This is a genomic window from Pseudomonas sp. GW821-FHT05D12 (assembly GCF_059419825.1).
The window spans coordinates 361,173-376,764 of sequence record NZ_JBWKSN010000002.1 but is presented as its reverse complement, the minus strand read 5'-3'; the positions used below and the strand labels follow the sequence as shown (position 1 = coordinate 376,764).

The window sequence follows — 15,592 nt, the reverse complement described above, 5'->3', positions numbered from 1 at the left end:
TATGAACACCCCTGTTTCCCTCGGCATCGACCTCGGCACCTCGGAACTCAAAGCCATCCTGATGGATGCAAGCGGCGCCGTGCTGGCCCATGCCGGGGTGCGTTTGAGCGTGTCGCGGCGCCACAGTGGCTGGTCCGAACAAGCCCCTGAAGACTGGTGGCAGGCGTGCCTGCAAGTGCTGGAGCAATTGCGCCGCCACCCAGCGTATGCCCGCGTGGCGTGTATCGGCCTGTCGGGGCAGATGCATGGCGCCGTGTTGCTGGGGGATGACGACCGCGTGTTGTACCCGGCGATCCTGTGGGATGACTCGCGCGCCGTGGCCGAGGCCGAACACCTCGGTGTGGCGTTTGCCGACGCCACCGGCAGCTTGCCCATGGCCGGGCTCACCGCACCCAAATTGCTGTGGCTGCAACGGCACGAACCCGAGGTGTTCCAGGCGATTGATTGTGTGCTGTCGCCCAAGGACTACCTGCGCCTGCGCCTGACTGGCGAGCGCGTCAGCGAGATGTCGGACGCCGCCGGCACCCTGTGGCTGGAGGTGGCCAAGCGTGAGTGGTTCGAGCCGATGCTGCGCGCCACGGGCCTGACGCCCGCGCAGATGCCGCGGTTGATCGAAGGCGGCGCGCCGAGTGGTCGTCTGGTCGCCGCCGGCTTGGGCCTGGCGCCCGACGTGGTGATTGCCGGCGGTGGCGGTGACAATCCGGTGGCGGCCGTCGGTATCGGCGCGATCAATGCGGGGGATGGCTTCATCACCCTCGGCACCAGCGCGGCCATTGTCGCGATCACCGACCACGCCGCCGGCAACCCGGCGAGTGCGGTGCACAGCTTCTGTCACGCGTTGCCGAACCGCTGGTACACCATGGGCGCCATGCTCGCCGGTGCCAGTTGTTTGCGCTGGGTCACGCGGCTGGTGGGCCTGGCCGATGAACAGACACTGTTGGACCAGGTGCAGGCGCAGTTGCCGATCGGCCAACCGGTGGCGCTGGATACGCCGTTGTTTCTGCCGTACCTCGCCGGCGAGCGTACCCCGCATAACGATCCGTTGTTGCGCGGTGGTTTCATGAACCTTGGCCATGACTGCACCCCGGCGATGCTTGGGTATGCGGTGATGGAAGGCGTCGGTTTCGGCCTGCTCGACGCGTTGCGCGCGGTGCAGTCGACCGGCGCCGACGTGACGGCCTGCGCCCTGGTGGGCGGCGGCGCCCGCAGCGTGTATTGGGCGCAGTTGCTGGCAAATATCCTCCAGCGAGAAATCTACACCCTGCACGGCAGCGAGCTGAGCGCCTGCATTGGTGCGGCGAAGCTGGGGTTCATGGCCATCGGGCAGGGCGCCCAGCTGGCGGTGGGCCTGCCGGTCAAGGCCCGGTATCAACCCGACCCGACGCAGCAACCGGTGCTGCAGGCTCGCTATGCCAAGTTTAAGGGCTTGCTTGCGGCGGCGAGGGGGTTGCATGACTGAGGGGGGGGTGGCGGGATTGATGGGGGGAGCAGGTTTTATGTGGTTAGCAGGCTTTGTCGCTTGCAGGTTTCTTGTAGTGAGCAGGCTTGCCCTGCGTTGGGGCGCGAAGCGGCCCCTGGTCCAAGCGCCCCGAGGTGTCTGGATAACCCTATGGGGCTGCTGCGCAGCCCAACGCAGGGCAAGCCTGCTCACCACAAAAGGCCTGGTTGCCACATAGCGTTTGCTCACCCCAACAAACCTGCTGGCCACATAAAGTGTTGTAACCACAACAAACCTATTCAGCCAGCCAACTTGCGCAGCACACTGTCCAGTGAGGTGCTGCCCTTGAGCACCTGATCGTGCTCGAAGCAGATCCAGCCTTCGTTGAACCCATCGACCATGCGCATGCGCGGTGTTGGGTTTTGTGCGCCTTGGGCACGCAGCAACGCTTCCCAGGTGTCACGCTCGACCACTTCGGCGCGTACGTCACGGCCGAGGATTTGCGTCAGGCTGCGGGCGATGTCGTTGGGGCTGACCCATTGGCCTTCCAGTTCGACCACGCGGCGGCCAGCCCAGTCCTGCTGCAGTAACTGCGCCGCCAGGGCGCCGATGTCGGCGGTGGCGATCATCGGCACGGCCTTGTCCAGGGGTTGCAGGAAGCTATGGATGACGCCGGTTTCCCGGGCGGCGATCACATCGTAAAGCGCGTTCTCCATGAACCAGGCCGGGCGCAGGAAGGTCACCGGCAGATCGAGGGCGCTCAACGCCTGTTCCATCAGGGTGCGCTGGGTCAGCAGGTTGAGTTCGCGGGCCTGGGCGCCGATGGTGGACAGGCATAGCACTTTCTTCGGCGCCGCTGCCTGGAGTGCCTGGCTGACGGCGGCAATCACCGCGCGCGCAGCGGGGAAGTCCGGCAGCGGGTCGAAATCCGACGGCGGTAGGATGAACACCCCCGTCGCGCCCCGGAAGGCCTCGGTCAGGGCCTGGGCATCTTCCATTCGCGCCAACGCTATCTCGCAGCCCAGGTCCGCCCAATAGGCCGCCTTGCCCGCGTCACGCATGACTGCGCGGACCGGTTGGCCCGCTTCGATGAGGTGATGCGCCAGGGCGCCGCCGACTTTGCCTGTGATTCCGGTAATGACGTACATGAGCTTTATACCTGTGGTTCCAATGAGTGGAGCCCAGCATAAAGATCGGCCAATGTTGACAGAATAGCGATCAGGTCACTGCGTTGATGACGCCTGGTCACTAATCCGCAAGCGGCGGCAGCCGTCGCTTGACCGGGGTTTTCTTGACGATCGCGGTGTTGGTTTCGGCATACGCGTTCAGCCGGTCGAGGAGGGTGTCGAGGTGGTCCATGGTGCGCACGTGCAAGCGTGCGATAAAGCAGTCATCGCCGGTGACCTTGTCGCACTCGGTGAACTCGGGGATCGCCTGGATCTGGCGTTCCACCTCCTGCAATTTGCCCGGCAACGGGCGGATGCGCACGATGGCTTGCAGCAGGTAGCCGAAGTGTCTGGGGTCGATGTCGACGGTGTAGTGGGTGAGCACGCCGCGGTCCTCGAGGCGGCGCAGGCGTTCGCCGACACTCGGCGAGGACAACCCGGTGATGCCGGCCAAAGCCTTGAGGGACAGCCGCGAGTCGTCCATCAAGGCGGCGATCAGTTGCTGGTCGATGGTGTCGATCATGGGGTGCGCCTAATTAGTAAAGGTGAATACGAGGTTTTGCCTTTTTTAGTCGCTGGAGCGGCTGCCAAGCAGATTGCCATAATTGAGCCTCATTTGAGGAGCCTCCATCGTGGACACATCTATCCGTCGCGGTTCGTGGGAAATGGTCGCCGCCATGCTGATCTCCGGCACCATCGGCTGGTTTGTACTGGTGTCGGGCGTGTCGGTGATCGAAGTGGTGTTCTGGCGCTGCGTGATCGGCGGGCTGGCCCTGTTGTTGGTGTGCGCGCTGCTGGGCTACCTGCGGCGCGACCTGCTCAGCTGGACGAAACTCGGCCTGGCGATGCTCAGCGGCGTGGCCATCGTCGGTAACTGGTTGCTGTTGTTCGAGTCCTATTCCCACGCGTCGATCGCCATCAGCACGGCGGTGTACAACGTGCAGCCGTTCATGTTGGTGCTGTTGGCAGCGCTGTTTCTGGGTGAAAAGATCACCGTGCAGAAGTTGGCCTGGTTGAGCGTGGCGTTCCTGGGGATGCTGGCGATTGTCACGGCTCATGGCGAGCAAACGTCGGGTGGTGGCGACTATCTCGCCGGGATCGCCCTGGCCTTGGGCGCGGCCTTTTTGTATGCGATTGCCGCACTGATTATCAAGCGCTTGAAAGAAGTACCGCCGCATTTGATGGCGTTGATTCAGGTCACCACCGGCGCGGTACTCCTGGCCCCGCTGGTGCCCTGGAACAACCTGCCGGCATCGACCAACGCCTGGTCGGCCTTGATCACGCTCGGGATGGTACATACCGGGTTGATGTATGTGCTGCTGTACGGCGCGATCCAGAAATTACCCACGGCCATCACCGGTGCGTTGTCGTTCATCTACCCGATTGCGGCGATCCTGGTGGACTGGATCGCCTTCGGGCATCGCCTCGGCTGGCTGCAATGGCTGGGTGTGGCGGCGATTCTGCTGGCAGCGGCAGGGTTGCAGCGGGGCTGGTGGTGGCGCTTTCCGCATGGAGGGAAGGGCACAGGACGCATCGCTTAAAACGTCCTTCGAGTAGCGGTGGTATTTCCGTGGAACAAATTCTTACGCAATACCACACAGGATGACAGGCTGAGATCGTGATTCATTCAGATGTCAGCAAAAATTCTGCTACCTAGGGCGATCGGAAGATGCAAGGCAATATTTTCAGTGCACCACCCCTCCGCTACTCAACCCCGATGACTCAACAGCAGCCGTCTTTACCTCCCTCTAGTGTGCGTTCTGCCGGGGCGGCGCAGGAATCAGCAATGTCGACTCAAGCGTCGAGCAGTGCCGCAACTGTTGCGGGTTCACTCGATACGTCGGCAGGGCAACCGAAAAGTTCAGTGATCTGGGTAAACTACCAGCACGGAGTAAATCTTGCTGAAGCCATAGAGCCTGGCTCGTCTAAACGGATGACCCGGGAGGAACTGATCGCGTATCCAGGCAAACTGAGCGGCCAGGTCGTCAGCCCGGAGCAAGCACTTCTTATCGCAGCCACAAGAGTCGGGCCCGCGTTGGAATGGGCTGCGGCCAACGGTATTCTTGCGGAAAAGACCAACTATACACAGAATGAAATACACACCGCTTTATCAAGCCTTGATCAGCACCAAGCGACTCTTGCAGGAGCAGTGACAAGTTTGTCCAACCCCCTCCCTATGCGTAAAGATTATTTTACCAGTTGGCAAATGGTTTCACCTATCAAAGGACACAATGATCCAAACAACAAAAAATACAAAGTTGCTTTTTATGACGACAAACAGTTTGGTGATGATTTCAAGAATGATCTGGCCAACAAAAAAAACGCATACGGTACCGTGATAAAACAACTGATATCCGTACTGCCCGCTAACGACCGCATCGCGATAGAACACGGCCAAGTTGAGCTGTATGCCCTGAAACCGCCTGGAGCGGGAGATGATCCGTCACGCGAGGTTGTTTTGATCAAAGCGTTGCATAACGGCGAGACAACGTTCTATGAAGTCAATCCCGGGCTCGGTATCGCACGTCAACGTTCCGACTTAAAGGGAGTTTTTACGGGTAATAGCGTGATCGGCAAACATAAAATGTCGGACGGTACTGAATCGAACGAGTTCACGGTTTGGGAAAAGCCGAAAATACAAGGGCGGCATTATGGTCCGAAAGTTGATAACGCACATCCAGAACAACCCAACAATCAGCCATTTTCCTCAAGTCTTTATACGCTAAATTTATTAGAAAAATTTCCGGCCTCACCCGTCAGCGCCACAGACAACCCTGTGCCCAACACGCTGTCTTCCAAGCGATTTAGTGATATCGCGAACACGGTGTCCACCCAGTTATTTTATTCGAAAGACATTGACCTGTTGAATCTGGCGCAAAACGATGATGCGCGGGTGTCGCCGGAAGAGAGAGAAGACCGGAAAAACTATCAGGAATTTTCAGCCTCGAGAGACAGTCGCCGAGACATCCTGAAGGGCTTCGTCCCTTTTTGGCAGGGGGTCGAGTCAATCATTGCAGGACGCCCGTTAGAAGGAATAGCTAGGGTATGGGTAGATATTCTTGCGTTTATGCTGCCTGTTGCGAAGGTGGCGGGGAACCTGGTCAAAAGTGGTATTCGGCTGATCAAGCCCGTCCTCCCAGAGTTCGCGAAACTGTCTGCAAAGTTCGGCGGCTACACCCTCAAGCCTGGTATAGCCGGGGTGAAATGGGAAGGTGGCGTTCAAGGATTGAAGTGGGCACAGAATGTTCCCCAGAACCTGGCCAAGGGTGCCGAGCAGTTCAAGCTTAATTCCACTGCATTGTCCAAGGTTGGCCCCGCCTTACGGGAAATAGAGTTTAAAGGGGGCCGCTATTTTGTTGCTGACAAGCCCGATGCTGGAGATGGCGTGCATTACTTGCTACGCGTACCCGATCCGAAAGATCCGTCGAAGCTGGTAAGTAGCAGCATTGTCGCCAAGCCAGACGAAAGCGGAATATGGCTAAGGCGGGGCGTTACGGGTGGCGGGCAAGTCATGGGCCGTAATGGCAGTGCACTGGATATGGCTTCGCTTAATACGCTGGAGCAGATGGAAACGACCCGCCAATTTGTGGGGATCATGAACGTTAAAACCGGCGAAATATATGTAGGGCCATCGACCCTATTGGGGCATCCAGGGTCAGAAGTGGAAAAAGCCTTACCGAAGGGTATGAAGTACATGCTCGCCGGGCACGAACGTGTCGAGCCGATAGGCGATCTTGTGAAAGTAAACGTCAACGGCGTTGAAACAGAACTCACCGGGCATGCTGCCATGGTTCATTTGGCCGGGGGGAAGGCGAAAGACTTTGTCGGTTTTTCCGGGGTCAAGAGAGCCGATGGGGTACTTAGATTGAAATGGAATTCCAGAACGCTTAACCCGGAACATGCTGCCTTTAAAACCAAGCATCACTTAGGCAACCCGGGGGAGGGCAGAGATTATGTGCTCAATGTCAAATATCAAAACCGCGTAGTCGAACAGTTTGAGAAATCGGGTTTCGAAATTATCCGTTAGTCGGGAGCCGGCAAGTTATTGCCGGCTCTTGCAGGGCCGATAGCGCACCCACCTTGCAAGAGCCGTTGATTTAGTGCGGCCCCCGCACGATCGTTTTGAGCAGATCATCCGGACTGATATGACCCACCACACTGCCCGGTTGCGGCAGGCCGAGGATATGCCCCTTGATCTTGCCCACCACGTGCATCTCGCAGGGTTTGCAGTCGAACTTCAGGGTCAGCACTTCATCGCCATGGATCAGTTGCATCGGCGCAACCTTGGTTTTCACGCCCGTCACGCCTTTGGCCTGTTTAGGGCACAGGTTGAACGAGAAACGCAGGCAGTGCTTGGTGATCATCACCGGCACTTCGCCGGTTTCTTCATGGGCTTCGAAGGCGGCATCGATCAGCTTCACGCCGTGGCGATGATAGAAGTCGCGGGCCTTCTGGTTGTAGACGTTGGCCAAGAACGACAGGTGCGCTTCCGGGTACACCGGCGGCGGCGTGGTTTCGGCCTTGCGCCCGCCGCGCGGGTGTGCCGCGACGCGAGCAGCGGTCAGGGCCTCGATCACTTCGCGGCGCAATGCCTTGAGCTGCGAGTTGGGGATGAAGAACGCCTGCGGTGCATCCAGCGCGATGTTGGTCGCGTGGTATTCGGTGGTCCCGAGTTGGCCGAGCAGATCGCGCAGGGTGTCCAGCGCCTGTTCCGGCTTGTTCGCCACACCGAACGGGCCGGGCAGGGTGACGCTGGCGCTGATGCCTTCTTCGCTGGTCGCGGTGACGTGCAACTGCTCTTCACGCAGGCGCGCCACCCATGACAGGCCGATCCGGCGTTCAGCCGAGGTCTTGAGCAAGGCCTGCTGCCAGTTGTGGTCCAGGTTGCGGTTCAGCGGGTGGTTGGGGCGCAACTGATGCAGGCCGGCCGGCATTTCGTTCGGCTCGACGCGGTAGCGATAGCGTTTCTCGCCGTCTTCCTCGAATTCGCCCTTGGGCTCGGCGATGTTCGCGCGAAAACCCACCACTTCACGCTTGACCAGCACATTGAGGCCGTCGCCGTTGGACAGCGGCTCATGGGTCACCACCTGCAGGTCGCGCTTGCCGGCTTTTTCCACCACACCCACCGGCAGGCCGGTGAAGGTTGGGGTGTCGAAGGCGCCGATGTCGATCTTGCGGTCGCTGACAAAGTAATCGGTGCTGCCCCGGTGGAAGGTTTTTTCCGGATCGGGCAGGAAGAAGTGTGCGGTACGGCCGCTGGAGGCGCGGGCGAGGTCCGGACGGTCTTCAAGAATCTCGTCGAGGCGCTGGCGGTAGTAGGCGGTGATGTTCTTCACATAGCCCATGTCCTTGTAGCGGCCTTCGATCTTGAACGAGCGCACGCCGGCCTCGACCAGGGCGCGCAGGTTGGCGCTCTGGTTGTTGTCTTTCATCGACAGCAGGTGCTTTTCAAAGGCCACGACGCGGCCCTGGTCGTCCTTCAAGGTGTACGGCAGGCGGCAGGCCTGGGAGCAATCGCCACGGTTGGCGCTGCGACCATTCTGCGCGTGGGAGATATTGCACTGCCCGGAGAATGCCACGCACAGGGCGCCGTGGATGAAGAACTCGATGGCGGCATCGGTTTCGTCGGCGATGGCGCGGATTTCCTGCAGGTTCAGCTCACGGGCCAATACCAGCTGCGAGAAACCGGCCTGGTCGAGAAACTTGGCGCGGCCCAGGGTACGGATGTCGGTCTGGGTACTGGCGTGCAGCTCGATAGGCGGGATATCCAGCTCCATCACGCCCAGGTCCTGCACGATCAACGCGTCGACACCGGCGTCGTAGAGCTGATGGATCAGCTTGCGCGCAGGTTCCAGTTCGTTGTCATGCAAGATGGTGTTGATGGTGGTGAACACGCGCGCGTGGTAACGGCGGGCGAATTCCACCAGTTGAGCGATATCGCTCACCTCGTTGCAGGCGTTATGGCGGGCGCCGAAGCTCGGGCCACCAATGTAGATGGCGTCGGCGCCATGCAGGATAGCCTCGCGCGCGATGGCGACATCGCGGGCAGGGCTGAGCAATTCCAGGTGATGCTTGGGCAAGGACATAGTTTTTTTAGTCAGGCTTGTCACGGTTGAGGCGCGCATTGTAGCCGTGAAATGCCTGACCGGCATCACTTCAGGCTTGAGCGGCCATCGCGGTGACTTCCACACGCATGCCGTCGACCGCCAGGGCGGCGACGCCAACAGCCGCGCGCACGGGCCAGGGCTTGGCGAAGAAGCGTTTGTAGACTTCATTGAAGGCGGCGCGGTCGGCCATGTCGGTCAGATAAATGGTCAGGTGCATCACCCGGTCCATCGAGCTGCCGGCCTTTTCCAGGGCGACTTTCAAGGCTTGCAGGGTGCATTCGCTTTGCGCGGTGATATCGCCCAGTTCCAGGCTGCCGTCGGCGCGGGTCGGGATCTGGGTGGAGACCAGGATGCCGTTGAAGCCGATGACGTCGGAGGAAATCGAATCGGCATCCGGATCGGGAGTGTAGGACAGGTCGTGGTTGGCCATGGGCGCCTCTGGTTGGCAGTCAAGGAAAGGCGCCCATGGTCCCCGAAAATCACAACAGGGGCAAACCGGCGGGTCAGTGCCAGCGGCGGAACAGCACGCTGGCATTCACGCCGCCAAAGCCGAAGCCGTTGGACAGCGCGTATTCAATGGCCATCGGCCGTGCCTCACCGCGCAGCAGGTCCAGGCCCTCGGCGAGGGCGTCAGGGTGGTCCAGGTTGAGGGTCACCGGGGCGATCTGATCGCGCAGGGCGAGGACGGTGAAGATAGCTTCGATGCCGCCCGCAGCGCCCAGCAAGTGGCCGGTGGCGGATTTGGTCGAGCTGATCGCCGGCCTGCCCGTGGCGCCGAACACCGTCTTGATCGCGGCCAACTCGCCTTTGTCGCCCACGGGCGTCGAGGTGGCGTGGGCGTTCAGGTACTGCACCGCAGACGCCTCGATTCCAGCCTGGCGCAAGGCCTGGGTCATGGCCCGGCGTGCGCCGTCACCGTCTTCCGGGCCGGCCGTCATGTGATAGGCATCGGCACTGGTGCCGTAGCCCACCAGCTCGGCAATCGGCTGGGCGCCGCGTGCCAGGGCGTGTTCGAGTTCCTCGATGACCAGGATGCCGGCGCCTTCGCCCATCACGAAGCCGTCGCGCGCCTGGTCGAAGGGCCGCGAGGCACGCTCCGGGGTGTCGTTGAAGTCGCTGGACAGTGCCCGCGCCGCTGCAAACCCAGCGAGGCTGACCCGGTGGATCGCCGCTTCGGCGCCCCCGCACACGGCGACATCGACTTCACCGGCACGGATCATCCGCGCGGCGTCGCCAATCGCCTGCACGCCGGCCGCACAGGCGGTCACCGGTGCGCCCAGCGGGCCTTTCAAGCCGTAGTTGATCGACACATGCCCGGCGGCCATGTTGCTCAGGAACGACGGAATAGTGAACGGTGACAGCCGCCGTGGGCCTTTGCTGTCAGTGGTGCGCACCGCATCGGCAATCGCCGGGAAACCGCCTACGCCCGAAGCAATGATGGTCGCGGTGCGTTCCTGTTCTTCCGGGATTTTCGGTGCCCAGCCGGCTTGCTTCAACGCCTCGTCGGCCGCCGCCAGGGCGAACAGGATAAAGCGGTCCATCTTGCGTTGTTCCTTGGCCGCCAACAGCCGATCAGGATCAAAACCCGCCTCGGCATCCTGCTGCGCACTCTGGACTTGGCCGCCGATGCTGACCGCCAGGTCGCCAATCAATTCTTCAGGCAGGCGACGGATGCCCGACTGGCCTTTCAACAGGCGCTGCCAGGTCGCTTCCACGCTGGCGCCCAGCGGCGTCAGGGCGCCCATGCCCGTCACAACGATACGTTTACTCATGATCAATCGACTCCGGTTGTGTTGAGGGTACAGACCCTATGGACGTCACTATCATGATGAAAGTAACATGGCGTCACACAACTTTATAGCGACTCACAGGAACCCCTATGCAACGCAAGTCCCTGACCCGCGACGAATGCCCCATCGCCCGCAGCCTCGACCGGGTAGGGGAGTGGTGGAGCATCCTGATCATGCGCGACGCGCTGCAAGGCCTGCGCCGTTTCGATGAGTTTTCGCGCAGCCTCGGCATCGCACCGAACATGCTCACGCGCCGCCTCACCGCCCTGGTCGACGCCGGGATGCTCGAGCGCAAGGCCTACAGCGAACGGCCGCCACGCTACGAATACGTACCGACGGCCAAGGGCGAGGATTTTCGTATGGTGCTGATGTCGCTGGTGGCGTGGGGCAACCGGCATTACGCCGAGGAAGGCGCCAGTGTGCAGGTGGTGGAGCGCGGGACGGGGCGGTTGGTGCAGCCGATGATGGCTGATGCCGATGGGCAGGTGGTGCCCTTGGATGCCTGCACGTTGCAGGCCGGTCCAGCCGCCAGCGCGGGGATGCGCGAGCGGCTGGAGTTGTTCGGGCAGTGATTACAGCAGGGTGAACGGGTAGTCGACGATCAGTCGCAACTCGTTCAAATCGCCGTCGCGCTGGTCGGCGTTCGACGCCACGATCGCATCGCGCACGCGCAGCGACAGGTTTTTCGCCGGGCCGCTCTGGATCACGTATTTGGCCTCAAGGTCAGTCTCGTGGTGAGCGCCATCGGCGCCATAGTCGCCGGCATACGCGCTGTTGACCGGCGTATGGGTGCCGTTGATGTCCGAACCGTTGATGTAACGGCCCATGAAACTCAGGCCCGGCACACCATAGCTGGCCATGTTCAAGTCATAGCGAATCCCCCAGGACTGCTCGCCCGGGCCGTTGAAGTCGCCCCATTGCACCGAGTTGGCCAGGTACACCGAGTCGCCGCCTTCACCCGCGCCGTTGTTGCCGGTGCCGATGTAGTCGAAGGGCGTGTCGCCGTGCACTTTCTGGAACGACAGCGTCAGTGTGTGGGCCTGCAGGAACGAATACGCCGCCGCGACCGAATACGTGGTGTTGTTGATCGCGCCGGCCTTGGCGCTGCCGGTGTCGAGGGTGCGGTAGAGGTTGCCGTCCAGGGCCAGCGACTGGTCATGGCCCAGCGGGATGACGTAGTTGAGGTTGGTGTAGTACTGACGCCAGATATCTTCCAGTTCGCTGGCGTACAGCGTCGCGCTCAGGGACGGGGTGAAGGCGTATTTGCCGCCGACAAAACTCGCGCTGTTGGCCGGCACGTTGGCGTAGGTGGCGTAGATATCGTGGTCATGGTCGCTGGTCATGCCGCTGTTGGTGCTGGTGAAGTGCCCGGCTTCCAGGTCCAGCCCGGCGATCTCGCTGCTGGTCAGGTCAAAGCCGGTGGCGGTCTGGGGCAGCAGGCGCGTACCGCCGGTGGCGAACACGGGTGCAGTGGGCTGCATGTCACCGAACTTGAGTTGGGTCTTGGAGATTTTGATCTTCACCGCGGCACCGACGGAGCCGTAGGCATCTTCGGGATCGCCATGCCGGTCGGTCGGCAGGTTGCCGGTGCCGGCGTCCGCATGGGTAGCGTCGAGTTTCAGCCCGCCGTAGGCGTAGGCATCCACGCCGAAACCGATGGTGCCCTGGGTAAAGCCCGAGGCGTAGTTGAGCATCGCGCCCTGGGTCCAGTCGCGGTTGTCGGCCCTGCCGCCTTCGCGGTTGCGGTCAAAGTAATAGTTGCGCAACAGCCCGGTGACACTGCTGCCCTCGATAAACCCTTTGGAATCGGCCTGGTCGGAGACGGCGTCGGCTTGCGCGAATTGGCTGATACTGGCGCACACCGCCAGCGCTAACAGGCTGCACTGTTTGATCATGTTGTGACTTCCCCGGAATAATTAACGCGCACAGAAACATCGCACTGACTGGATGGCGCATAAGAGCGTATTGGCAGATGTTTTTCAGGTGAGGCGTTACGATTCTTATTGTGTTCGGCGAGTTTGCCGAGGTTGATTCTAAGCACAGTTCACGCGGCCTGCAGCCAGGCGCTGGATTAAACTCGATTAATTAAACTTCACACTATTTAATCAAGCAGGGGTGTAGCGTTGGCCCTGTCTTAGCCGCTCTGCTTCGACAAAAACCTTTGGTTGCCGCCGCAGATTCTGCGGCGGATTTTTTATGCGTGGTCGAATAAGTTATATAACGCGGCACTTAACCAATGGCTATTTAAACACCGCGTGGCTCAATTGGGATTCAGCGCGTATACAGCGCACTCATCGACCTGAACCCCTTGAACTCGATAGGGTTGCCAAACGGATCGAGGAAAAACATCGTCCACTGCTCGCCGGGCTCACCGGCAAAGCGTACTTGCGGTTGCAATACAAAGTCAGTGCCGGCTTGGGTCAGGCGCTCGGCGGTGGCTTGCCAGTCTTCCAGGGCCATGGCCAGGCCGAAGTGCGGCATCGGCACCAGGTGCTTGCCGACATGCCCGGTGTTTTCGGTCTTGAACGGTGTACCCAAGTGCAATGACAGCTGGTGCCCGAAGAAATCGTAATCGACCCACGTCTCGGTGCTGCGGCCTTCCTCGCAACCGAGCACGCCGCCGTAAAAGGCCCTGGCGCGGTCCAGGTCGGTGACATTGAAGGCAAAGTGAAAAACGGTCTGCATAGCTAAACCTCACGACTGGCACGGTGGTACTTCAAGGAATAAGCCAGCACGTTTGATTATTGGACAGCAAAAGTCCAGCCGGACGATGCTTGAGGACTATTTCCTGGGAGTGCTTCATGACTGCACAACGCCAACTCAAGCTGGGCGCGTTCATGCGTCCGGCCAGTATCCACACCGGCGCCTGGCGCTATCCCGGCGCTTTTCGTGACGCCAATTTCAATTTCGCGCACCTCAAGCGCTTTGCGCAAACCCTTGAGCGCGGTCGGTTCGACGCCTTCTTCATGGCCGACCACCTGGCCTTGCTGAACATGCCCACTGAGGCACTCAAGCGCAGCCATACCGCGACCTCGTTCGAGCCGTTCACGCTGTTGTCGGCCTTGAGCCAGGCGACCGAGCACATCGGGCTGGTGGCCACCGCGTCCACCACCTATGACGAACCCTTCCACATTGCCCGGCGTTTTGCCTCCCTGGACCACCTGAGCAATGGCCGCGCCGGCTGGAATATCGTCACCACCGCCAACCCCGATGCCGCGCTGAATTTCGGTCTGGACGAGGCCTACTCGCACGATCAGCGTTACGCCCGTGCCCGCGAGTTCTACGACGTGGTCACCGGGCTGTGGGACAGTTGGGCCGACGATGCGTTTATTCGCGATGCCGACAGCGGCGTGTTCTTCGACCCCGACAAGCTGCACACCCTCGATCACAAGGGGCGCTACCTGAACGTGCGCGGCCCGCTGCACATTGCCCGCCCGGTACAGGGCTGGCCGGTGATCGTGCAAGCCGGCTCCTCCGAGCCCGGGCGGCAACTGGCGGCAGAAACCGCCGAAGTGATCTTCGTCGCGCCGGGCAACCTGGAGGAGGGCAAGGCCTTCTATGCCGATATCAAGCGGCGCATGCGCCTGATCCAGCGCAACCCCGACCACCTGAAGATCCTGCCTGGCGCCTTTGTGGTGGTGGGCGACACGCTTGAAGACGCACGCCGCATTCGTGCGCACCTCGACAGCCTGGTGCATGAGCAGAGCGCAATTGCCTCGCTGTCGGTTGCGCTGGGTACGGACGCGTCCAAATTCGACCCGGACGGCTACCTGCCGGCAATTCCCGAGACCAACGGCAGCCAGAGCTCGCGCGAACGTGTGCTGGCCCTGGCCGATCGCGAGCAACTGACCGTGCGCCAATTGGCCCAGCGCCTTGGCGGGTATGCCGGCCTGTCGTTCGTGGGCACCGCCCAGAGTATTGCTGACGAGATGCAGCAATGGCTGGAGGAGGAGGGCAGTGACGGCTTCAACGTGATGTTCCCGTGGCTGCCGGGCGGGCTCGATGATTTTGTCGACCACGTCGTGCCTGAGTTGCAGGCGCGGGGGATTTTTCGGCGCGAGTATGAAGGGGCAACCTTGCGCGAGAACCTGGGATTGCCACGGCAGGGCAACCGGTTCTTCAGCTGAAGCGGGGTGTGGAGGAGGGGGTGACCCCCTCGTTCCGCCCGGGTATTACTCTTTGACGTCCATGAACTCTTGCGCCCAGGCCACGTAGTTTTCCGGCAACGTGTAGGTGTGTGTCAGTTCGGTGGCACTGAGGTTGGAGGTGCTGTGGGTCAACTGGCGCTGTGCGCGCAGGCTGTCGTAGGTGGCCTTGATTGCAGCAAAGTAGGCGCCGTGACCCGCCACGACCACGCGTACACCGAGGCTTACCAGGCGTTGGCTGTCATTGAGCTTGGGATTGCCGTAAGTCACCAACATCAACGGCACGGTGAGGTTTTCGGCGATTTTCTCCAAGTGTTCGAAGTCGCTGACACCGACCATGCAGATCCCGTCCGCACCGGCCTTTTGATAGGCCAGGGTCCGCTCGATCACGGCTTCGGTGGGCAAGACGCCGGCGTTGGTGCGGGCGATGATCGCCAACTCCGGATCGACGCGTGCTTCCAGGGCTGCCCTGACTTTGCCGATGCCTTCCTCGATGGAGATCAGGTCGGTGGATTTGCGCCCGAATTGCGCGGGCAGCAACGTGTCTTCGATGGTGAGCGCGGCGACACCGGCACGTTCGAGTTCTTCGACGGTACGCATAACGTTCAGGGCATTGCCGTAGCCGTGGTCGGCGTCAGCAATAAACGGCAACTGGGCGACGCGGCCGATGCGGGTGGCCTGCTCGACGAATTCACTCAGCGTGATCAAGGCAAAATCGGGGGCGGCAAGTACCTGCAACGAGGCGACGGAGCCCCCCAGGATACCTACCTCAAAACCCAGGTCGGCGGCGATACGCGCCGACATCGGGTCGAATACAGACGCGGTTTCAACGCACGTAGGCGTTGCAAGCAATTCACGGAAATTACGACGCAGGGCTGAGTGTGACTTTCTTGGCATGATCTTTCCTGGTTGGGGCCATTGTCGACAAACGATCAATGCCTATTGG

13 protein-coding genes are annotated in these 15,592 nt (G+C 61.0%); 5 read left to right on the top strand and 8 right to left on the bottom strand.

Annotated elements, in window-relative coordinates; genetic code table 11:
• Position 1 precedes the first annotated feature (1 nt).
• On the top strand, positions 2 to 1,459 hold the full coding sequence (gene xylB, locus AC07SI_RS04775) for a xylulokinase (protein WP_495005257.1): 1,458 nt from the start codon (positions 2 to 4) through the stop codon (positions 1,457 to 1,459).
• 278 nt (positions 1,460 to 1,737) lie between these two features.
• Here the strand turns inward: xylB and AC07SI_RS04770 are convergent, their stop codons facing one another.
• On the bottom strand, positions 1,738 to 2,586 hold the full coding sequence (locus tag AC07SI_RS04770; RefSeq protein WP_495005256.1) for an NmrA family NAD(P)-binding protein: 849 nt from the start codon (positions 2,584 to 2,586) through the stop codon (positions 1,738 to 1,740).
• A gap of 100 nt (positions 2,587 to 2,686) precedes the next feature.
• Entirely contained in the window at positions 2,687 to 3,127 is a 441-nt protein-coding gene (locus AC07SI_RS04765; RefSeq protein WP_495005255.1) for an Lrp/AsnC family transcriptional regulator, read from the bottom strand.
• Positions 3,128 to 3,236: 109 nt separating this feature from the next.
• On the opposite strand from AC07SI_RS04765, the gene AC07SI_RS04760 reads away from it, so the two are divergent.
• The gene (locus AC07SI_RS04760) at positions 3,237 to 4,145 is read left to right on the top strand and encodes a DMT family transporter (protein ID WP_495005254.1); all 909 of its coding nucleotides are present in this window, start codon (positions 3,237 to 3,239) and stop codon (positions 4,143 to 4,145) included.
• Between the two features lie 245 nt (positions 4,146 to 4,390).
• Entirely contained in the window at positions 4,391 to 6,631 is a 2,241-nt protein-coding gene (locus AC07SI_RS04755; protein ID WP_495005253.1) for a hypothetical protein, read from the top strand.
• A 70-nt stretch (positions 6,632 to 6,701) separates the two neighbouring features.
• Here AC07SI_RS04755 and AC07SI_RS04750 read toward each other — a convergent pair whose 3' ends face one another.
• The 3 genes from AC07SI_RS04750 to fabF form a co-directional block, all read right to left on the bottom strand.
• On the bottom strand, positions 6,702 to 8,690 hold the full coding sequence (locus tag AC07SI_RS04750) for a peptidase U32 family protein (protein WP_495005252.1): 1,989 nt from the start codon (positions 8,688 to 8,690) through the stop codon (positions 6,702 to 6,704).
• Positions 8,691 to 8,760: 70 nt separating this feature from the next.
• The gene (locus AC07SI_RS04745; RefSeq protein ID WP_065905223.1) at positions 8,761 to 9,141 is read right to left on the bottom strand and encodes a RidA family protein; all 381 of its coding nucleotides are present in this window, start codon (positions 9,139 to 9,141) and stop codon (positions 8,761 to 8,763) included.
• 73 nt (positions 9,142 to 9,214) lie between these two features.
• Positions 9,215 to 10,483: a beta-ketoacyl-ACP synthase II gene (gene fabF / locus AC07SI_RS04740; RefSeq protein WP_495005251.1), complete on the bottom strand. Its 1,269-nt coding sequence runs from the start codon at positions 10,481 to 10,483 to the stop codon at positions 9,215 to 9,217.
• Positions 10,484 to 10,590: 107 nt separating this feature from the next.
• On the opposite strand from fabF, the gene AC07SI_RS04735 reads away from it, so the two are divergent.
• Positions 10,591 to 11,073: a winged helix-turn-helix transcriptional regulator gene (locus tag AC07SI_RS04735; protein WP_495005250.1), complete on the top strand. Its 483-nt coding sequence runs from the start codon at positions 10,591 to 10,593 to the stop codon at positions 11,071 to 11,073.
• Here AC07SI_RS04735 and AC07SI_RS04730 read toward each other — a convergent pair whose 3' ends face one another.
• A complete protein-coding gene (locus AC07SI_RS04730; RefSeq protein WP_065905229.1) occupies positions 11,074 to 12,396 on the bottom strand; it encodes an OprD family porin in 1,323 nt (440 codons plus the stop codon).
• A gap of 376 nt (positions 12,397 to 12,772) precedes the next feature.
• Positions 12,773 to 13,186 (bottom strand): VOC family protein, encoded by a 414-nt coding sequence (locus AC07SI_RS04725; RefSeq protein ID WP_065905231.1) that lies wholly within the window; start codon positions 13,184 to 13,186, stop codon positions 12,773 to 12,775.
• A 116-nt stretch (positions 13,187 to 13,302) separates the two neighbouring features.
• On the opposite strand from AC07SI_RS04725, the gene AC07SI_RS04720 reads away from it, so the two are divergent.
• A complete protein-coding gene (locus tag AC07SI_RS04720; RefSeq protein WP_495005249.1) occupies positions 13,303 to 14,628 on the top strand; it encodes an LLM class flavin-dependent oxidoreductase in 1,326 nt (441 codons plus the stop codon).
• Positions 14,629 to 14,673: 45 nt separating this feature from the next.
• On the opposite strand, the gene AC07SI_RS04715 is transcribed toward AC07SI_RS04720, so the two are convergent.
• Positions 14,674 to 15,543: an isocitrate lyase/PEP mutase family protein gene (locus AC07SI_RS04715; RefSeq protein ID WP_495005248.1), complete on the bottom strand. Its 870-nt coding sequence runs from the start codon at positions 15,541 to 15,543 to the stop codon at positions 14,674 to 14,676.
• Positions 15,544 to 15,592: the final 49 nt, after the last annotated feature.